The sequence below is a fragment of the Leisingera sp. S232 genome (assembly GCF_049800895.1).
Classification (GTDB): Bacteria; Pseudomonadota; Alphaproteobacteria; order Rhodobacterales; family Rhodobacteraceae; genus Leisingera.
Window position 1 is genome coordinate 1 of sequence record NZ_JBNAFX010000036.1, and the last position, 19,873, is coordinate 19,873.

Annotated in this window: 18 protein-coding genes and 1 tRNA gene; 11 read left to right on the top strand and 8 right to left on the bottom strand. The window is 60.1% G+C overall.

The features are described 5' to 3' along the window. The coding region (locus tag ACP151_RS17585) for an IS481 family transposase (RefSeq protein ID WP_424980202.1) at window positions 1-955 on the bottom strand (955 nt) is incomplete at its 3' end. A gap of 371 nt (window positions 956-1,326) precedes the next feature. Further along, window positions 1,327-1,402, bottom strand: a tRNA-Ile gene (locus tag ACP151_RS17590). A gap of 384 nt (window positions 1,403-1,786) precedes the next feature. Here ACP151_RS17590 and purM point away from each other — a divergent pair. Continuing rightward, a complete protein-coding gene (gene purM / locus ACP151_RS17595) occupies window positions 1,787-2,833 on the top strand; it encodes a phosphoribosylformylglycinamidine cyclo-ligase (protein ID WP_424980203.1) in 1,047 nt (348 codons plus the stop codon). After that, entirely contained in the window at window positions 2,830-3,426 is a 597-nt protein-coding gene (gene purN, locus ACP151_RS17600) for a phosphoribosylglycinamide formyltransferase (protein WP_424980204.1), read from the top strand. Before purM ends, purN begins: the two co-directional genes overlap by 4 nt. Here the strand turns inward: purN and ACP151_RS17605 are convergent. After that, window positions 3,423-3,608 (bottom strand): hypothetical protein, encoded by a 186-nt coding sequence (locus tag ACP151_RS17605; RefSeq protein ID WP_424980205.1) that lies wholly within the window; start codon window positions 3,606-3,608, stop codon window positions 3,423-3,425. The genes purN and ACP151_RS17605 overlap by 4 nt on opposite strands. 230 nt (window positions 3,609-3,838) lie before the next feature. On the opposite strand from ACP151_RS17605, the gene rnd reads away from it, so the two are divergent. Then, window positions 3,839-4,996 (top strand): ribonuclease D, encoded by a 1,158-nt coding sequence (gene rnd, locus ACP151_RS17610; protein ID WP_424980206.1) that lies wholly within the window; start codon window positions 3,839-3,841, stop codon window positions 4,994-4,996. 75 nt (window positions 4,997-5,071) lie between these two features. On the opposite strand, the gene ACP151_RS17615 is transcribed toward rnd, so the two are convergent. Beyond that, window positions 5,072-5,581: a hypothetical protein gene (locus ACP151_RS17615; protein WP_424980207.1), complete on the bottom strand. Its 510-nt coding sequence runs from the start codon at window positions 5,579-5,581 to the stop codon at window positions 5,072-5,074. A 133-nt stretch (window positions 5,582-5,714) separates the two neighbouring features. Between ACP151_RS17615 and ACP151_RS17620 the strand changes: the two genes are divergently transcribed. After that, window positions 5,715-6,125, top strand: coding sequence for a SufE family protein (locus ACP151_RS17620; protein WP_424980208.1), 411 nt, complete (start codon window positions 5,715-5,717; stop codon window positions 6,123-6,125). A 62-nt stretch (window positions 6,126-6,187) separates the two neighbouring features. Here ACP151_RS17620 and ACP151_RS17625 read toward each other — a convergent pair whose 3' ends face one another. Together ACP151_RS17625 and ACP151_RS17630 are read right to left on the bottom strand one after the other, a co-directional pair. Then, the gene (locus ACP151_RS17625) at window positions 6,188-6,898 is read right to left on the bottom strand and encodes a DUF1638 domain-containing protein (protein WP_424980209.1); all 711 of its coding nucleotides are present in this window, start codon (window positions 6,896-6,898) and stop codon (window positions 6,188-6,190) included. 1 nt (window position 6,899) lies between these two features. Continuing rightward, on the bottom strand, window positions 6,900-7,598 hold the full coding sequence (locus tag ACP151_RS17630; RefSeq protein WP_424980210.1) for a corrinoid protein: 699 nt from the start codon (window positions 7,596-7,598) through the stop codon (window positions 6,900-6,902). Between the two features lie 250 nt (window positions 7,599-7,848). Between ACP151_RS17630 and ACP151_RS17635 the strand changes: the two genes are divergently transcribed. Continuing rightward, window positions 7,849-8,901: a PA0069 family radical SAM protein gene (locus tag ACP151_RS17635; protein ID WP_424980211.1), complete on the top strand. Its 1,053-nt coding sequence runs from the start codon at window positions 7,849-7,851 to the stop codon at window positions 8,899-8,901. A 324-nt stretch (window positions 8,902-9,225) separates the two neighbouring features. Here the strand turns inward: ACP151_RS17635 and bmt are convergent, their stop codons facing one another. Together bmt and ACP151_RS17645 are read right to left on the bottom strand one after the other, a co-directional pair. Continuing rightward, complete coding sequence (bmt, locus tag ACP151_RS17640; RefSeq protein ID WP_424980212.1) at window positions 9,226-10,248, bottom strand: betaine--homocysteine S-methyltransferase; 1,023 nt, start codon at window positions 10,246-10,248, stop codon at window positions 9,226-9,228. A 255-nt stretch (window positions 10,249-10,503) separates the two neighbouring features. After that, the gene (locus ACP151_RS17645; protein ID WP_424980213.1) at window positions 10,504-10,821 is read right to left on the bottom strand and encodes a DUF1476 domain-containing protein; all 318 of its coding nucleotides are present in this window, start codon (window positions 10,819-10,821) and stop codon (window positions 10,504-10,506) included. 274 nt (window positions 10,822-11,095) lie between these two features. On the opposite strand from ACP151_RS17645, the gene purC reads away from it, so the two are divergent. The 6 genes from purC to ACP151_RS17675 all read left to right on the top strand — a co-directional run bounded on the left by purC (window position 11,096) and on the right by ACP151_RS17675 (window position 19,727). Further along, on the top strand, window positions 11,096-11,857 hold the full coding sequence (purC, locus tag ACP151_RS17650; protein ID WP_424980214.1) for a phosphoribosylaminoimidazolesuccinocarboxamide synthase: 762 nt from the start codon (window positions 11,096-11,098) through the stop codon (window positions 11,855-11,857). 100 nt (window positions 11,858-11,957) lie between these two features. Next, window positions 11,958-12,188 (top strand): phosphoribosylformylglycinamidine synthase subunit PurS, encoded by a 231-nt coding sequence (gene purS / locus ACP151_RS17655; protein WP_424980215.1) that lies wholly within the window; start codon window positions 11,958-11,960, stop codon window positions 12,186-12,188. Continuing rightward, window positions 12,188-12,856, top strand: a complete 669-nt coding sequence (gene purQ / locus ACP151_RS17660) for a phosphoribosylformylglycinamidine synthase subunit PurQ (protein WP_424980216.1) — start codon at window positions 12,188-12,190, stop codon at window positions 12,854-12,856. Before purS ends, purQ begins: the two co-directional genes overlap by 1 nt. Window positions 12,857-12,892: 36 nt before the next feature. Continuing rightward, window positions 12,893-14,665 (top strand): ATP-binding protein, encoded by a 1,773-nt coding sequence (locus ACP151_RS17665; RefSeq protein WP_424980218.1) that lies wholly within the window; start codon window positions 12,893-12,895, stop codon window positions 14,663-14,665. A 32-nt stretch (window positions 14,666-14,697) separates the two neighbouring features. Beyond that, complete coding sequence (locus ACP151_RS17670) at window positions 14,698-16,035, top strand: sigma-54-dependent transcriptional regulator (RefSeq protein ID WP_424980219.1); 1,338 nt, start codon at window positions 14,698-14,700, stop codon at window positions 16,033-16,035. Window positions 16,036-16,640: 605 nt separating this feature from the next. Then, the gene (locus ACP151_RS17675; protein ID WP_424980220.1) at window positions 16,641-19,727 is read left to right on the top strand and encodes an Rne/Rng family ribonuclease; all 3,087 of its coding nucleotides are present in this window, start codon (window positions 16,641-16,643) and stop codon (window positions 19,725-19,727) included. Window positions 19,728-19,873 lie beyond the last annotated feature (146 nt).

Below are 19,873 nucleotides of genomic sequence, written 5' to 3' on the forward strand. Positions count from 1 at the left end.
TGTTCAGTCCCGGCATCTGGTGGATCGGATCGATGATGAAACGATCTGGCTCTGAAGTCCAGATTTTGCAGATGTATTCGTAGGGCGTGAGGCCGCTGAGAGTTTTGAGTCTGCGGGCAAAGTTGTAGGCAGCCATGAAGTCGCCGAGATGTGTTCGTAACTGATCGTGGCTTTCGTAGTGGTATCGCTTCACTGTCGCCTCTTTGATCGTGCGGTTCATCCGCTCGACTTGGCCATTGGTCCACGGATGGTTCGGTTTGGTCAGGCGATGCTCGATCCCGTTGGCCTCACAGATCATGTCGAAGCGCATCTGCCGGGAGTATACTCTGTTCCGGTTTCGTGGCTGTTCGGCGAACTGGATACCGTTATCGGTCAGGATCGTATGGATGCGATAAGGGACCGCCTTGAGCAAATGTTCGAGGAATTCCCAGGCGGTCTTGCGATCTGCCTTGTCGACGAGGTGGGTGACTGCAAACTTGCTGGTCCGGTCAATGCCAACGAAAAGATACAGCTTGCCCTCCGCAGTCTGCACCTCGGCAATATCGATATGAAAAAAGCCGATGGGGTAGCGCTTGAACCTCTGCCGCTTAGGCTTGTCGCCCCCGACATCCGGCAAGCGCGAGATGCCATGCCGCTGAAGGCACCGATGCAGCGCTGACCGCGTCAGATGCGGGATCGAGGGCTGGAGCGCATAGAGGCAATCATCCAACGGCAGTAGCGTATGCCGCCGAAATGCGACGATCATGGCCTCCTCGGCTTGACTGAGAATGGTTGAGCGAGGCTCTTTCGGCCCTGTTTTGCGATCCTCAACGGTCTCGCGCTTTCGCCACTTGGCAACAGTCTTCGGGTTGATCCCGAGTTCCTTGCTCAGCGCCGCGATCGAAGCTTGCGATCGCTGTATTGCTGCTCTGACAGCGTGCGTGGTCGTGGCGCTCCCGTGACGAACTTGTCCCATAGTGCTTCCTTCCATTCCAAAGAACAGATCGCACCATCAAACCATGGGATCAAACACCTAGATAGTTCAGGTATTAAAGACGTCAAACGGAAGTTGTGCTACTAAACAGAAATTTAATGCTTCAGCCTGTTTCAATCGCTCAATCGCCCGCTCGTCGGAGACGGTATCGTAATGCCCGCAAGCGCATTCGATTTGGATAACCAGCACCAATCTTTTCCCTTTCTCAGTCACCAAGATTTCGAGCCGGCTTTTGGGTATTCCGCTGCTTAAACTGCGGTACACATTTCTCATAACTCATTGAAACTTATGAGGCGGTATTTGCGCGGGCGGTGCACCTAAATCTTTGAAAATATTGTGTCTTTTCGGTGGATTGGTAGGCCCGGCAGGATTTGAACCCGCAACCAAAGCGTTATGAGCGCTCTGCTCTAACCGTTGAGCTACAGGCCCGCCATGCGCCCTTGCTAGCAAAAATCACAGCGGCGTCAAGGGATAGGGAACTGTTCCATTGCGGGTCGGCGCAAAAGAAGAGACTTCAGCAGCAGAAAGGCAACGCCCAGCACTGCCAAGACCGTCAGCGTCCCCTTGTGGCCGCCGATCCGGCGCAGCTGCATCCTCGCGGCGGCCAGCGAACCTATGTCCGCGAGCCTACAATCCCGAAATCCATAGCTGCTGCGCGGTCCGCCACTTGGGAACGCCTTCAAACAATCCACCGGCCCCCTCTGCCGCAAATGCGGGTTCAGTCAGGCAAGTGGGCGGTCTGGGCGTGGACTCTGTCGCCTGCTTGGGCTATCGCAGGCGCGACAGATCAGCAGCGCCATTCAGGGGATAGATATGAGCGACGGCAAGAACGGCCTGACCTATGCAGATGCAGGTGTGGACATTGATGCGGGCAACGCCCTGGTTGACCGGATCAAGCCGGCCGCCAAGCGGACAAACCGTTCCGGCGTAGCCAGCGGGCTGGGCGGTTTCGGTGCATTGTTCGATCTGAAAGCCGCAGGATACAACGACCCGATTCTGGTTGGAGCGACCGATGGTGTCGGCACCAAGCTGCGGATTGCCATCGACACTGGCGTGGTGGACGGCGTTGGCATCGACCTGGTGGCGATGTGCGTGAACGATCTGGTCTGCCAGGGCGCCGAGCCGCTGTTCTTTCTGGACTATTTCGCCACCGGCAAGCTGGAAACCGAAGTTGCCGCGCGCATCATCGAAGGCATCGCCGAGGGCTGCGTGCGCTCTGGCTGCGCATTGATCGGCGGCGAGACTGCCGAGATGCCGGGCATGTATCCGGAAGGCGATTTTGACCTTGCAGGCTTTGCGGTTGGCGCCATGGAACGCGGCACCGCGCTGCCCGAAGGCGTGGCCGAGGGCGATGTGCTGCTGGGGCTGGCGTCCGATGGCGTGCACTCCAACGGCTATTCGCTGGTGCGCAAACTGGTCGAGGTGTCGGGCCTTGGCTGGGACGCGGACTGCCCGTTCGGCGAGGGCGCGCTGGGCGAAGCGCTGCTGACCCCGACACGTCTGTATGTCAAGCAGTGCCTGGCGGCTGTGCGGGCAGGGGGTGTGCATGCGCTGGCGCATATCACTGGTGGCGGTTTGACAGAGAACCTGCCGCGTGTGCTGCCTGAAGATCTGGGGGCAGACATTGACCTGGGCGCATGGGAACTGCCGCCCGTGTTCAAATGGATGGCCGCGACCGGGAATATCGCCGAAGCGGAAATGCTGAAGACCTTCAACTGCGGCATCGGCATGATCCTGTCTGTCTCGGCCGATCGTGCGGATGCTCTGACCGAAGTGCTGGCTGCAGAAGGTGAGACCGTGACCCGTCTGGGCACCGTGACCGCAGGCGCCGGCATGCGCTATTCGGGCAAGCTACTGTGAGCCAAAAGAACGTCGCCATCCTGATTTCCGGCGGCGGCTCCAACATGGTGTCGCTGCTGGAAAGCATGGCCGGGGACCACCCGGCGCGCCCCTGCCTGGTCTTGTCCAACAACGCCGATGCTGGCGGGCTGGCCAAGGCTGCGGCTGCAGGTGTCGCCACTGCTGTTGTCGACCACCGACCGTTCCATGGGGACCGGGAGGCCTTTGAAGCAGAACTGGTGAAACCCATTATCAAAGCCGGTGCCGACATTGTCTGCCTGGCTGGCTTTATGCGGGTGCTGACGGCTGGGTTCGTCTCGCAGTTCGAGGGGCGGATGCTGAATATCCACCCCTCTTTGCTGCCGAAATACAAAGGCTTGCACACCCACGCCCGAGCGCTGGAAGCCGGCGACACAGAGCATGGCTGCACCGTGCACGAAGTAACGCCGCTGTTGGATGATGGTCCTATTCTAGGGCAGGCGCGGGTGCTGGTGAAGCCAGGGGACACGCCGGATGGGCTGGCGGCCCGTGTCTTGGAGCAGGAGCACAAGCTGTATCCGGCCGTACTGCGCCGCTTTGCCGCCGGAGATAAAACACCTGTAGTGCTGGGTTAACGGGGGGCCGTCAGAGCCGCGCTGTTGCCGTGCCAGTCCAGCGGTTTTGCCTTAGAGTCAGGTGCCATCAGCGCGGGCAGGCCAAGCAGCAACAGCAACAGAACTGCCGCCAGCACCGGAATCAGTCCGCGAGACACTGTGAGGCCATGGGTTTTTGCGGGAGAAAGATCAAGTATGGTCATCAATTGTCCTCCTGTGACGGTGTGCCACCAAGCTAAGAGGATCGAATTCATAATGAAAATGAATGTTTGAGGCGTTCAGGCCAACAAATATTGAAGCTTTTTGGCACAGCTGTGCCGCCAGCCGCAACACCGCTGGCAGAATGGTCTGCGCGGCCTGGCACCTGTTTGCATTGACCGGGACAAGCGCGTATCACGGCCCAGTCCCAGCGTTAAAGAAAAAGCCGTAATTTATGAAAACTCTGACCTCTACCGATGAACTGCAGGCCTTCTGCGAAGCTGCAGCGCAGCACGAATATGTGACGGTGGATACCGAGTTTCTGCGGGAGCGTACCTATTATTCCAAGCTGTGCCTGATCCAGCTGGCCTTTGCCGGCGACGGGGAAAATGATGCGGTTCTGGTGGACCCGCTGGCTGATGGCATTTCGCTGGAGCCGCTTTACGAGCTGTTCCGCAACGAGAATGTGGTCAAAGTGTTCCACGCTGCGCGTCAGGATCTGGAAATCTTCTGGGTTGATGCACAGGTGTTCCCGAAGCCGTTGTTTGACACTCAGGTGGCGGCAATGGTTTGCGGTTTTGGTGAGCAGGCTGGCTATGAGACGCTGGTGCGCAAGATCGTCAAACAGGGTCTGGACAAAACTTCGCGCTTCACTGACTGGTCGCGCCGTCCCCTAAGCGAAGCGCAGAAAACATATGCGCTGGCGGATGTGACCCACCTGCGCAAAATCTATGAGTTTCTGGCGGCCGAGCTGAACAAAAGCGGCCGGTCTCATTGGGTGGCCGAGGAGCTGCAGGTTCTGACCGACCCGGAGACCTATGATATCAAGCCGGAAGACGCGTGGAAACGTGTAAAAACCCGCACCAATTCCGGAAAGTTCCTGGCTGTGGTGCGAGAACTGGCAGCGTTCCGCGAGATCTATGCCCAGAGCAACAACGTGCCGCGCAACCGGGTGTTCAAGGATGATGCGCTGGTGGAGCTTGCATCGACCAAACCGCGCAGCGGCGGCGAGCTGGGCGGTTCCCGCCTTCTGCTGCGCGAAGCACGTAAGGGCGCGATTGCCGAGGGTATCCTGGAGGCCGTGGCTCAAGGTGTTGCCTGCCCTGCAGACAAACACCCCAAGATGGACCGCAGCAAGGAAAAGCTGCAGGTGAATCCGGCGCTGGCAGACCTGCTGCGGGTGTTGCTGAAGGCCAAAACGGAGGCCGAAGGGGTTGCCGCCAAACTGATCGCGCCGAGCGCCGATCTGGATGCCATAGCAGCCGGAATGCGCGATGTGCCGGCTCTCAGCGGCTGGCGCCGCGAGGTCTTTGGGGCAGATGCGCTGCGGCTGTGCGAGGGCGAGATCGGCCTGGCAGCCAAGGGGCAGGATGTGATGGTTGTTGAACTGTAAACAGCTGTATCAGAAATGAAGCCAGCAAAAAAACGCCCGCACATGCGGGCGTTTTTTGTCGGCCAGCGGCCAGGGTTAGCGGCGGCGGCTTTCCCGAGCGTTTGTTTCACCATTCACCCGCACGAGCTGGATGTCCTGCAGATCCTGGTTCGACAGCGTGCGGGCTGCGTGTAGGGTGCGGCTGAATTCGCTGCCGGTGATCGTCGGCTGCTCTGGGTAGACGATGCGGAAGTCGTAAGCGAGAATGCCCTCTCCGGGCTCCTCAACCGGGCGCAGTTCCACTTGGAAGGCGCCCTGGCGCTCTGCGATACCGACCGCCCGGATGATGGCCCCTGTGGAGGTGCGTTCGATCCGGAGATCTGCAATCTGGCTCACCAGAACGCTTTTGTCCTTGGGCGGTTTCTTTGCAAAGATGCCGCGTGCGTTGCTTTCCTGTGGCAGGAGCGGATTTACGGCTTCCGTTACTTCAATTTCAGCCGGTTCAGAGCTGCCGAACCAATTGCTGGGGTTCAGTCGAGAGTCCCGCCAGCCGCATGCTGAAAGCACCAGCGCACAGGCCAATGTAAGAGCCAATGGTTTTTGCATCTGTCCCCGCCCATTCAAAATGTCTTTGCAACGGATTACCTGATTGGCCGCAGCTTGAAAAGCAGTTGAAAAGACGCGGGCAGGGGCTTAGGTGCTGATCTGCACCGGAAGCGGGTTTGAGGATAGATAAACGATGGCTGCAGCTGCCTTTGAAGAGATCGTGGAAGACTTCGAGTTCATGGAGGACTGGGAGGACCGCTACCGCCACGTGATCGACTTGGGCAAAGCCATGGAACCGCTGGACGAGGCGCTGAAGGTGCCTGCAACCAAAGTGGATGGCTGCGCCAGCCAGGTTTGGCTGCACGCGGCTGTTGAGAACGGCGTGTTCCGCTTTGACGGGGACAGCGATGCAATGATTGTGCGCGGGCTGATTGCAGTGCTACGCTGTCTTTACAATGGCCTGCCGGTGCAAGACGTGGCGGCAGTGGATGTCAAAGCTGAACTGGGGCGGCTGGGGTTGAACGAGCATCTGTCCGCACAACGCTCCAACGGCTTGCGGGCGATGATCGAGCGGGTTCGTGAAACTGCGATGGCACAGGCCTGACGCACATGGGCGAGGGGCCGGCCCCTCGCGCTCCCCGGAGTATTTTCGGAAAGATGAAGGGGCTATCCGGCCCAGTTCATCATGGCGGTTTCCAGATCGCCATATCCTGTATGGCGGTGCTCGAATTCCAGACCCATGCGGTCCGCGCATGCTTGCGCTTTTTCCATGAGTTTCGGATCGCTGATCTGCGACTGGTAGATCAGTTTGGTGTAATTGCCGAACACCATGTCCCTGAGTTCCGGGTTCTTGTCGAGACCCATAGGGCGCCAGATGAAGGCGTCGAACTGCTTGACCAAAAAGTCAGTCAGATAGAAGGCGGTGATTTCGCCTGCATCCGCATGCGCTGCGAAGGTCTCGTTGCCTTCGAAGAATGAATAGCAATGCGGGCCGGCCACCATCTCGACGCCGAGTTCGGCGCATTTGCGCTCCAGCGCGCCGCCGGTGCCGCAATCCGCGTAGACGACGAAGATCTTGTCATAGACGGCTGAATGTTTGGCTACGGCGCCATCGACCGCGTCGATGATCTGCTCCGGGTAGAGGTGCAGCTTGGCGGGAAGGCAGGTGAGATCGATGTGATCCATGCCGTTTGCGTCCTTGATGGCAAGGATCTCGCGCGCAAGTGCGCCACAGGCAATCAGCAGAATGCGGCCAGTTTTCTTTTCAGGGGCAGCCAGGCCCTGTTCGGTGAGGGATGTTTCCTCAAGCGTCCGACCGGTGGGGGGGCGGAAGGCAGCCCGCTCAGTCAAGCGGGCTGCACGTCCTTTGCGTGCCAAATCAGGCGCTCATCGAGTTGTGCTTGCGGGCAACGAAGTCCTTGGCCATTTCCACGGCCACGGCTGCGTCACGGCAGTAGCCGTCGGCGCCGATGGCCTTGCCGAACTCTTCGTTCAGCGGTGCGCCGCCAACCAGCACGATGTAGTCGTCGCGCAGGCCCTGCTCGACCATGGTGTCGATAACCACTTTCATGTAGGGCATGGTGGTGGTCAGCAGAGCGGACATGCCCAGGATGTCGGGCTTGTGCTCTTCCATGGCTTCCAGATAGTTCTCGACCGGGTTGTTGATGCCGATGTCGACGACCTCGAAACCTGCGCCTTCCATCATCATGGAAACCAGGTTCTTGCCGATGTCGTGAATGTCACCCTTGACGGTGCCGATGACCATGGAGCCCACGCGCGGCGCGCCGGTTTCGGCAAGCAGCGGCTTCAGGATGGCCATGCCGCCCTTCATCGCGTTGGCCGCCAGCAGCACTTCCGGAACGAACAGAATGCCGTCGCGGAAGTCGGCGCCGACGATGGTCATGCCGCCAACCAGCGCTTTGGTCAGAATGTCGTAGGGCGTCCAGCCGCGCTCGAGAAGGATGTTCACGCCTTCTTCGATTTCCTCTTTGAGACCATCATAGAGGTCATCAAACATCTGCTGAACAAGTTCCTCGTCATCGAGTTCAGAGAGGATGATGTCTTCTTCGTCCGACATTCGCTTAATCCTTGCTTACGGGGCGGGATGCCTCGTGTTGGCCTAGTTTTGGAACTTTTGTGACAGAATGCCGCCGCTCGACTGCATTGTTTGCGACATTGCTGTTACCCGAACCGACGTATAGGAGGAAATTCGATGATTTGGTAATGCGGATTATGCATGAAAATCATCAGTTCCGCGCATTTGTTCTTTATTTGTTCTTTTGACGGGTGCATCATGAGGCATGCTTTATCATGATGCCTCCCAACCGATGCGACGCAAAGCGCGCGCCAGTCTCAGCAATGCGACAGGCCGCTATGAAATGGCGCGGGATCCGGTTGATGACGGCTGGTTTCAGGAGCTGGATCCGGCGGTGATTCCCACCGAGGTGCGGGAGGAGGCGGCGAAATCTCTGATCAGCTACAACCGGTCGCCGGATTTGCCGTTTGACCGGTCCATCAATCCTTACCGGGGGTGTGAGCACGGTTGCATCTACTGTTTTGCCAGGCCGACCCATGCTTACCTGGGGTTGTCGCCTGGGTTGGATTTTGAAACCCGGCTGGTGGCGCGGCCCAATGCGGCTGAAGTGCTGCGCCAGGAGCTGTCGGCGCCGAAATACCGGGTGGCAACGCTGGCGCTGGGAACCAATACGGATCCCTACCAGCCCTGCGAGCGGGACTATGGAATCACCCGCGCCTGTCTTGAGCTGCTGCAGGAGTTTAACCACCCTGTGGCGATTGTGACCAAGGGTGCCATGGTCGAGCGGGATCTGGACATTCTGGCACCGATGGCTGCTAAAGGGCTGGTGCGGGTTGGAATTTCCGTGACCACCCTGGATCCGGATCTATCCCGCAGGATGGAGCCGCGCGCACCGCTTCCTGCGCGGCGTTTGGCTGCCATCCGGCGCCTGACAGAGGCAGGCGTGCCGGTGCGGGTTATGACATCGCCTGTGGTGCCGGGGCTGACAGACCATGAACTGGAAGCGCTCTTGGCTGCCGGTGCGGATGCGGGCGCCGATGCGGCCAGCTGGATCATGCTGCGGTTGCCGCGGGAAGTATCGGAGCTTTGGCAGGAGTGGCTGGCGGAACATGCGCCTGGCCGGGCTGCCAAGGTGATGGCGCGGTTGCGGGAGATGCATGGCGGGCGCGACTATGATCCGCGCTGGGGGCACCGGATGCGCGGAGAGGGGCGTTATGCCGAGGTGATCGCACAGCGGTTCCAGGCCGCCTGCAAGCGGCTGGGCCTGCAGGAGCGGAGCGCAGCGTTGCGGTGCGATTTGTTCGCCCGGCCGCCGCAGCCAGGCGATCAGTTGGCGCTTTTCTGATGTGTTCCCGATCTGCCGCTCCGGCGTTTTGTCACAGGCAGGTCATCCGCAGGGCACAAGGTGGGGGGGCATGCAATGGCTTTTGCTGCTGTCAAAGTGTGTTTTATGGGGGGCGGTGCAAGATGTGGCATTCCGCATTTGGGCCAGCAGCCGGCGCTGCGAATATGGCGGCCTCGGTCAAGGATGCGCTGACACAGAAAACGGACCCTGTGCCCGGGATCGATGGCTTCATCATCACCGGCTGGGATCGGTAAGACAAAAGAAAAACGGCGTTGCAAAATGCGTTGCAGCGCCGTTTTAAAGAATGACCATGGGAAGAAGCTGTCAGGCGCGGCGGCGTCCACGGCGTCCGCGGCGTTCATCGCCCGCAGCGGCATCTTCTCCGGTGCCGTCACTGTCGGAGGTGAACGGGCCCAGGGCTTCGACGATCTGTTCAAGCGCAGGGCGGTCACCGCGCGGGCGGCTGTCCAGCGCATCGCGCATGGAACGCAGATGTGTCGGCATGGTGCCGCAGCAGCCGCCGATGATCTTGGCACCGGAATCGCGGGCCATAACCGCATATTCGGCCATCAGCTCGGGGGTGCCGTCATAGTGGATATGGCCATCGACATATTTGGGGATGCCGGCATTGCCTTTGGAAATCACCGGGCGTTCAGTGCCTTGAGCGGCAAAGCCAAGAACGGTACGCAGAATGTCCGAGGCGCCGGTTCCGCAATTCGCGCCAAAGGCCAGCGGCGCGTTTTCGAACTCCTCAACCAGCTTAGTCAAATCTGCGGAGGTCACCCCCATCATGGTGCGCCCGGCGGTGTCAAAGCTCATGGTGCCGCACCAGGGAATATCCGCCAGCTTAAAGGCCTCAGCTGCGGCGCGAAACTCTTCAGGGGCAGAGATGGTTTCAACCCACAGCACGTCGGCGCCGCCTTCCTTCAGGGCATCAGCCTGTTCGTGGAACATTTCGACCGCCAGAGAGTGGGACATTTCGCCAACCGGTTCAAAGATTTCACCGGTCGGGCCGACAGAGCCAGCGACTGCGATCTTGCGTTCTGCCTTGTCGGCCACTTCGCGGCCAAGTTCGGCTGCGATGCGGTTCAATTCACGCACACGCCCCTGCGCATCGTGCAGTTTCAGCCGTGCCGCCGTGCCGCCAAAGCTGTTGGTCAGGAACAGGTCGCTGCCCGCATCGACAGAACCCTGGTATAAGGACAGGATTTTTTTGGGCTCATCGACATTCCACAACTCCGGCGCATCGCCGGATTGCAGCCCCATGGCGAACAGGTTGGTGCCAGTCGCCCCATCCGCCAGCAGCACGTCTTTGGTATTCAGGAGCTGTTCGAAGGTGTTTGTCATTGATCGGATTCCGTATGCGCAGGCTGGTCCGGCGCAGCGGACAGCAAATTGGTCTCCCTCCGCATTGTCACGCTGGGCCTGCCAGGGCAATTTCATTTTCTTCAACTTCATTATGAGGATGCCGACACTCTGCCGCATTGCTGCCGATAACAGCACAAAGGCGGCATGCTACCGGGCGGGAGCTGCCGTGCCGGAGGCGGAAAAGTAATGACAATTGTCAGCAGCAAGACCGGTCTGCCCAGGCGGCCCTGTGGCTTAGTCGGCTTCGCTCAGGATCTGGTCTTTGGCTGCAGCCAACAGCGCAGCGCGTTTTGCCCGGATGTCATCAGCTGAGGCTCTGCCTTGCAGTTGGCCTTCCAACTTCCGCACCACGTCCTCGTGGCCTGCTTCTTCCAGATCAGCGGCCACGATGGATCCGGCAAATGCATCTGCATCCTTTCCATCCAGGCCCAGAAGGTCCGCCGCCCAAAGGCCCAGCAGCTTGTTGCAGCGTGCCTGTGCATTGAACTGCATCTCCTCATCATGCGCGAACTTCGCTTCAAAGGCCTGTTCACGCTCGTCGAATGTCGTCATATCGCGTCCTCATGTAAGCTGTTGCACATCTCTATATGATAAGAGCCTGATCACTGTTCAGGGCAAGAAAAAATTGTGCGCAGTAAGGCCCTTGCAGTGCTGCGCAAGCCGTTTGCGCAGGAAGGGGCCGGGCTGCAGGCGCAGGAGGCCGCCGCCCTGGCCACAGGTTCTGTACAGCTGAGCCATGCAGCACGCTTGCGGCTGAGGCCCCCTTGCACTATGAGAGCGGCACATCGCAGGGCCGGATTCCCGGCATTGACCCGAAAGGTTCCCAATGGCGCGTCGCAAGAAGATTTACGAAGGCAAAGCCAAGACTTTGTATGAGGGCCCAGAGCCCGGCACCATCGTGCAGTATTTCAAGGATGACGCCACCGCCTTCAACGCCGAAAAACACGACGTGATTGAGGGCAAAGGGGTTCTGAACAACATTCTCAGCGAATTTTTCATGCTGGGACTGGGGCAAATCGGTGTGCCAACCCATTTCCTGAAGCGGTTGAACATGCGGGAGCAGCTGGTGCGCAGCTGCGAGATCGTGCCGCTGGAAGTGATCGTGCGCAACTATGCGGCGGGCAGCATCTCCAAGCGCCTTGGCATTGACGAAGGCACACAGTTGCCGCGCCCGATTGTTGAGTATTGCTACAAGGATGATGCCCTGGGTGACCCGTTGGTCACTGAAGAGCATATCGCGGCTTTCGGCTGGGCCAGCCAGCAGGACATGGATGATATCCTGAGCCTGGCGCTGCGGGTGAATGACTTTCTGTCCGGCATGTTCCTGGCTGTTGGTATCCGTCTGGTCGACTTTAAGATCGAGATCGGCCGCATCTACGATGGAGACTTCCAGCGCCTGGTGGTCGCAGATGAGATCAGCCCCGACAGCTGCCGTCTTTGGGATATCAACTCGGGCGAGAAGCTGGACAAGGACGTGTTCCGCCGGGATCTGGGCAGCCTGACGGATGCTTACAGTGAAGTTGCACGCCGTCTGGGCGTGATGCCGAACAACCCGCCGGCGCCGGGCAAGCCGACGCTGGTGAACTGAGACAGGACCCGTTGCGCCTGCCGCGCTGCGGGTCTTTGAGTATTTTTGGAAAGATGAAGCCCGGCAGGGCTTCGCCATCGAAAACCTGAGGGATGATGCGATGAAGGCACGGGTGCATGTGATGCTGAAGAACGGGGTTCTGGATCCGCAGGGCGAGGCTGTGCGCCACGCGCTGGGAGCCCTGGGCTTTGACAAGGTCGAAGGCGTCCGTCAGGGCAAGGTGATCGACCTGGATCTGTCTGAAGGTGCCACCGAGGCCGATGTGACTGCCATGTGCGAAAAGCTGCTGGCGAACACAGTGATCGAATCCTACAGCATCGAGATGGCCTGATGAAGGCGGCGGTTGTTGTTTTTCCGGGTTCGAACTGCGACCGCGATCTGGCGGTGGCGTTTGAACAGGCCGGGTTCGATGTGTCGATGGTTTGGCACAAGGACAGCGCGCTGCCCGAAGGCGTCGACATTGTTGGCGTGCCGGGCGGGTTCTCTTATGGTGACTACCTGCGCTGCGGCGCCATCGCGGCACAGTCCCCGATCTGCAAGGCAGTCATCGAGCACGCAGACCGCGGCGGCTATGCCATTGGCGTCTGCAACGGCTTTCAGATTCTGACCGAAACCGGCGTGCTGCCGGGCGCACTGCTGCGCAATGCGGGGTTGAAATACATCTGCCGCACGGTAGACCTGAAAGTGACGACATCCGATAGCGTGTTCACTCAAGGTTATAACGCCGGCGATGTGATCGGGGTGCCGATTGCCCACCACGATGGCAACTATTTTGCTGATGCAGAAACCGTCAAGGCGCTGCAGGATCAGGACCGGGTGGCCTTCACCTATGAAGATAATCCCAATGGTTCGATGGCTGACATTGCGGGCATCCTGTCCGAAAACCGCCGTGTTCTCGGCATGATGCCGCATCCGGAGCGCGCGGCCGACGAAGGGCATGGCGGCACAGATGGAACGGCCATGTTCCGCGCATTGGCGGGCATGGTCACGGCAGCCTGACTTGAGAAGCCGGGGCGGGCGCAATAGGTATTGTTTATGACCGCCCCGCGCTTTGACCTGACTGCAAAGAAACCCAAGACCGGCTCGCGCACGATCTCGTGGCGCGCAAGGCTGGCGCTTGTGCTGTTCATGGCGGCAGCTGCGGTCACCGTCTGGACCACCAACCGGGCGCTGACCCATAGATTTACAGAAAGCACCCGCAACCGGGCCGAGCTGCGGCTGGCGTTGTATTCGGGCAATCTTCTGAGTGAGCTGCGCCAGCACGCCATCGTGCCGCAGTTGCTGGCGCGAGATCAGACGCTGATCTCAGCGCTGCAATCCAATGATTTTTCCCTGTCCACGCAGCGGCTGATTTCATTCGTGGATGAAATCGGCGCCGCTTCGATCATGTTGTTGGCACGGGACGGGCGCACGGTGGCGGCTACCGACCGCAACCGGCTGGGCGAAAACCATCGCAATGCCGCATATTTTGTCGATGCGGTGCGGGCCAAGTCGACTGTGTTCTCTGTGATCGCGCGCGAAGTCGGCGGCTACCGGTTCACCTATTCGCGGCGGATTGTGGATGTCACCGGTGTGCTGGGGGCGATTGTTGTCGAAGTGGACCTGCAGAAGTTTGAACGCGCCTGGGCGGGAATTTCCGACGCGGTTCTGGTGACGGACAGCACCGGTAATATCATCCTGGCGACCGAAGCGCGCTGGCGCGGGCTGCAGGAGGGCGACGCGCTGACCTTGCAGACTCCCGAAGGCGCGATCCAGCGGGCAATCCGTGCCACCACCGACTGGACCGCGCTGCCGCCGGACGCCTATCTGCAAGGCGAGGCCGTGATGCGGCTGGAAACGCGGGTGCCGTTCCAGGGCTGGCGTATGGCGTCATTCACCACCTACGCCTCGGTGCGCGAACGGGTGAACGCGGTGCTTGCACTGGAAATCATGGGATTCGCCATTCTTCTGGCGCTGGCCTTCTATGCGCTCAGCCGGAAAACCGCGCTGCGCATGGCGCTGTTTCAGCGCGAGTCGGCAGAGCTCCGCGTATTGAACGTTCGCCTGCAGCGAGAAATCGCCGAGCGGGAACGGATGCAAAAGACCCTCGCGGTGGCGGAACAAAGCCTGGCGCAAAGCTCGAAACTGGCTGCTCTGGGCGAAATGTCGGCGGCTGTCAGTCATGAATTGAATCAGCCGCTTGCGGCGATGAAAACCTATCTGGCCGGCGCCCGGCTGCTGCTCAATCGCAACCGTCCGGATGAAGCACTGGCCTCCTTTGGCCGCATTGATGATCTGATTGAGAGAATGGGCGCCATCACCCGCCAGCTGAAGTCTTATGCGCGCAAGGGCGGCGATGCGTTCAGCCCTGTAAACTTGGGTGATGCGCTGGCTTCCAGCCTGTCGATGATGGAGCCGCAGCTGCGTCAGCGGCATGTGAAAATCACCCGGATATTGCCGGAAGAACCTGTTATGGTGATGGGCGACCGGATGCGGCTGGAACAGGTTATGGTCAACCTCTTGCGCAACGCGCTGGACGCCACCAAATCGGTGGCCGACCCGGAGGTGGAAATCCTGCTGGCCGCCGGTGAGACCGCGACCCTTTCGGTGCGCGACAACGGGGGTGGGATCAAGGACTTCGATGAACTGTTCGAGCCTTTTTACACCACCAAGCAGCCCGGCGACGGGGTGGGTTTGGGGCTTGCCATCTCCTCGGGGATCGTCAACGACCTTGGGGGACGGCTGACCGCCCGCAATGGCCAGAGCGGCGGCGCGGTCTTTGAGATGCAATTGCCGGTCCTGGCGGACGGCATCGAGGCGGCGGAGTGACCGCAGCCCGCAAGAGTTAGGAGAGGACGCGGATGGCACAGGCTATGAAAATCGCGATCGTCGATGATGAACAGGATATGCGGCAGTCGATCAGCCAGTGGCTGGCGCTGTCAGGCTATGACACCGAAACCTTTTCCAGCGCCGAAGAGGCGCTCAAGGTGCTTGGACCGGAATATCCGGGGATCGTGATTTCAGACATCAAGATGCCCGGCATGGACGGCATGCAGTTTCTGAAAAAGCTGATGGGCAGCGACTCTGCGCTGCCGGTGATCATGATCACTGGCCATGGCGATGTGCCGATGGCGGTTGAGGCGATGCGCGTCGGCGCTTTCGATTTCCTGGAGAAACCCTTTAACCCGGACCGCATGTCAGAGCTGGCCAAACGCGCCACTGGCGCCCGCCGCCTGACGCTGGACAATCGGGCGCTGCGGCGCGAGCTGTCCGACGGCGGCCAGATCATGAAAAAGTTGATCGGTCAGAGCCCGGTGATGGAGCGTCTGCGCGAAGATATCCTCGACTTGGGGCAGGCTGATGGCCATGTTCTGATCGACGGTGAGACCGGCACTGGCAAGACGCTGGTGGCCCATGCGCTGCATGCGGTTGGCAGCCGGGCGGGCAAGAAATTCGTGCTGATCTCCTGCGCCGCACTGGAGGAGGAAGCCCTGGCCAAACGATTGTTCGGCCCGATGCAGCCGGAAGACAGCATGCTGCCTGCGATCGAGGAAGCCCGCGGCGGCACCTTGGTTCTGGAAGACATCGATGCGCTGTCCGAAAGCCTGCAGGCCAAGCTGCTGAGCGTGATCAACGAGCAGGGCACTCCGGCAGAGACCCGGATTGTCGCCATCTCGAACCTGCAGGAAGCAGGCAAGACCTGCGAGGACGCGCTGCGCCCGGACCTGTTCTACCGCCTGGCGGCCTTGCGCATCACTGTGCCGCCGCTGCGTCAGCGGGGCGAGGATATTCTGACGCTGTTTACCCGGCTTTCCGAGCAGTTCTCCGAGGAATACGGCTGTGACGCACCGCAGGTGAGCGCGCAGGAGGCCGCCCAGCTGCTGCAGGCCCCCTGGCCGGGCAATGTGCGCCAGTTGATCAACATTGCCGAGCGTGCGGTGCTTCAGTCGCGCCGCGGCTCAGGCACCATCGCCTCGCTTTTGATGTCCGATCACGAAGAGATGCAGCCGGTGATGACCACAGAAGGCAAGCCGCTGAAGGAATATGTGGAAGCCTTTGAACGCATGTTGATCGACAACACCATGCGCCGCCACAAGGGCTCAATCGCCAGCGTGATGGATGAGCTGTGCCTGCCGCGCCGGACGCTGAACGAGAAGATGGCCAAATACGGCCTGCAGCGCTCAGATTATCTGGCCTGAGCCTGATGGCTTTGCGCTCCGGCGCGCCCTGCAGCGGGAAACCCGCCTGAACAGCGTGCCAGAGCCTGCATCATTTTCGGGTCCTGCCTGAAATTATAACCTGAAATTAACAGCTTGCCTGCTACAGGCGAGCTGTTTGCATTTTAAGGCACTGCAGAGTCGAATGGCCATTGTCATTACCTATCCACAGGCCTTATGCTGACCAAACGGGCCGGAAACCGGCATTTGGTTTCGCCCGTTCTGATGAGTTTCGCTGGTTTTGGCTTTTGTCCGGCACGATCCGAGAAAGCTGCAGCCAGGCCGATTGGCCCTCTGAACCAGGGGGCAGTTTAGCGCCCAAACCGGTCTCTATCTGGTGAAGGGATAATAGGGTAGGCCCGGGATACACCCGCCTGCCGGAGAAGAACCGCGATGACGCGCGCGAGAGCGATGAGCACTGAGGCAGGAAGGCCGGGCGTGAAACCCGGGACCACCTGCTGCGTCCCAGGGACCACCTGCTGCACCGCGCCGTCCAAGATCGCCCTGACAAGACACCACCCGAAACGCGCGCGGCCGCCTGGAAGCAGAGAGCTTGCGGGCGCACAGGGCAGGTGCACCAAGGAAACATGGCTAAGAAAATGCTTATCGATGCCACCCACGCGGAAGAAACCCGCGTTGTGGTGGTCGACGGAAACAAGGTTGAGGAATTTGACTTTGAATCCGAAAACAAACGCCAGCTTGCTGGCAATATCTACCTTGCAAAAGTAACCCGCGTCGAACCGTCTTTGCAGGCGGCCTTTGTGGACTATGGCGGCAACCGCCATGGCTTCTTGGCGTTTTCGGAAATCCACCCGGATTATTACCAGATCCCGGTTGCCGACCGTGAAGCGCTGATGGAAGAAGAGCGCGCCTATGCCGAGGCGATGCGTGCCCGCGACGAGGAAGAAGAGACCAAACCGGCCAAGCCGAAACGGGCCCGCCGGTCCAAATCTTCGGCCAAAGCGGCCAAGGCAACATCAGATGATGTGGTCGAGACCAAGGAAGTCGAAGCTGCGGATGGCCAGCCGGCAGAAATTGCCGGAATGGAAACCATTGACCTGACCGACAGCACCGAAGCCACCGGTGATCCGGCAGCGGATCTGGCAGAAGTTCCTGAGGGATCTTCGCCGATGGAGACTGTGGCAGAGACACCGGTGGAAGAACCGGAAGAGACAGAAGCTCCTGCCAAGGCGGCGGAAGTCGAAGCTGCAGACGCGCCTGCTGAAGCCGACGCATCAGAGGCCGACGCCGAAGACGTCGCCGCTCCTGCGCAAGACGTTGCTGCTGATGCAGAAACCGAAAGCGCGGAACAGGCCGAAGCAAGTGCTTCTGAAACCAGCGAAACTGCGGCTGATGAAACTGCGGACGCTGAAGCTTCTGCGCCATCGGGTGACAGCGACGATGGCGACGACGACGACAGCGATGTCGCGCGCCGCGCCGATGCCACCTCCAAGGATGAAAACATCGAGTCGGTTGCTGACGAAGATGACAGCGACGACATCCGCCCGCCGCGCAAACCGCGCCCGCGCCGCTACAAGATCCAGGAAGTCATCAAGGTCCGCCAGGTCCTGTTGGTGCAGGTCGTCAAGGAAGAGCGCGGCAACAAGGGCGCAGCCCTGACCACTTATCTTTCGCTGGCAGGCCGTTACTGCGTGCTGATGCCGAACACCGCTCGTGGGGGCGGTATTTCCCGCAAGATCACCAACGCTGCGGACCGCAAGAAGCTGAAGGATATCGCAACCGAGCTGGACGTTCCGACCGGCGCGGGCCTGATTGTGCGGACTGCCGGTGCCAAACGCACAAAGTCCGAGATCAAACGCGACTATGAATACCTGCAGCGCATGTGGGAACAGATCCGCGAGCTGACTCTGCAATCCATTGCACCGGCAAAGATCTATGAAGAGGGCGACCTGATCAAACGCTCGATCCGCGATCTTTATAGCCGCGAGATCGACGAGGTGCTGGTGGAAGGCGACCGCGGTTACCGCATCGCCAAGGACTTCATGAAAATGATCATGCCGTCCCACGCAAAGAATGTGAAACACTACCAGGAAGCGCTGCCGCTGTTTGCACGCTTTCAGGTCGAAAGCTACCTGGCAGGCATGTTCAACCCGACCGTGCAGCTGAAGTCCGGCGGCTACATCGTGATTGGTGTGACCGAAGCGCTGGTGGCCATTGACGTAAACTCTGGCCGGGCCACCAAACAGGGTTCGATCGAGGAAACCGCGCTCAACACCAACCTGGAAGCCGCTGAAGAAGTGGCGCGCCAGCTGCGTCTGCGCGACCTTGCCGGTCTGATCGTCATCGATTTCATCGATATGGACGAGCGCAAGAACAACGCCGCCGTTGAAAAGCGGATGAAGGACAAGCTGAAGACCGACCGCGCCCGCATTCAGGTGGGCCGCATCTCGGGCTTTGGCCTGATGGAAATGTCGCGTCAGCGCCTGCGCCCCGGCATGATCGAGGCGACCACGGCGCCCTGTGCCCATTGCCACGGCACCGGCCTGATCCGCTCGGACGATTCAATGGCGCTGTCGATCCTGCGCCAGATCGAGGAAGAGGGCACCCGCCGCCGCTCCCGCGAAGTGCTGGTACGCTGCCCGGTCTCCATCGCCAATTTCCTGATGAACCAGAAGCGCGAGCATATCGCCCAGATCGAGGCGCGTTATGGCCTGTCCGTGCGCATCGAAGGTGACGCGCATCTGGTCAGCCCGGACTTCGTTCTGGAGAAATTCAAGACCGCTTCGCGTACCATCCCGGTGGCGACTGCGCCGGTGGTTTCTGTGGATACGTCGATCATGGATCAGGTGGACGCAGAGGAAGCCAGCCAGGACGAGGAAGAGACCGCTGTTGTTGCAGAGGTTGAAACCCCAGCTGAGGAGGCCGCGCAGGACGATAAGCCGAAGCGTAAGCGCCGTCGTCGGCGCCGTCGGAAGGGCGGCAATGGTGAGCAGTCTCAGAACGGTGAGACCGGCGAGACCAGTGAGAGCGGTGACGAGACATCTGATGATCAGAAGCAGACCAAGGAAGAGGCTGCCGAGCCATCCGAGGCCGCTGCTGAAGGCGAGGACGCGCCTGCGGAAGAGGTGAAGGAGAAGAAACGCTCGCGCACCCGTACCCGTTCGCGCAAGCCGAAGGCCAAGCCTGCGGAGACAGAAGCCGCTACCGGTGAAGACGCCGCAGCCGCAGAGGCCGCAACCCAAGAGGCCGTGTCGACTGAACCTTCTGAGGAACCAGCCGCAGCTGCTGATGCCGCTGAAGCGCCAGTGACAGAGGCCGCAGAAGTTGCATCGGGATCCGTTGCTGCATCTGAGGTCACCAAAGAGGCCGAAGCGGCAACTGTGCAAGAGGAGGCCCCGGTGCAGCTGGAAGCTCCTGCAGAGGCTGAAGGCGCCTCTGAAGAGAGCGCAGAAGAAGCTGCCGAGGCAGTGTCTGAGGTCAAAGCAGAGCCCGTCGCTGATGAAGCCGATGCGCCCGCCGCTGACGAACCTGTCGCTGACGAACCTGTCACAGAGGAGCCTGTCACAGAGGAGGCAGCATCTGCTGAACCTGCTGCGGTACCGCAGGAAAAGCAGCCTGAGCCTGAGCCTGCGCTGGCCGCTGCTGAAGCACAGCCGGAACCGGCTGCCCCGCCCAAGCCCAAGCGCCGCGGCTGGTGGTCGATGGGCGGCTGAAGCCGATAGACAAGTTAAGAAAAAGGCAGGCCGTTGGGCCTGCCTTTTTCTTTGCGCGCTGCGTCTGCGCTGAAATTGATAACCTGGCTTGCTACAGCCGTTTCCCGGCACAGGAAAAGCTTCGCAAAACATGTGTTTCCCGAGCC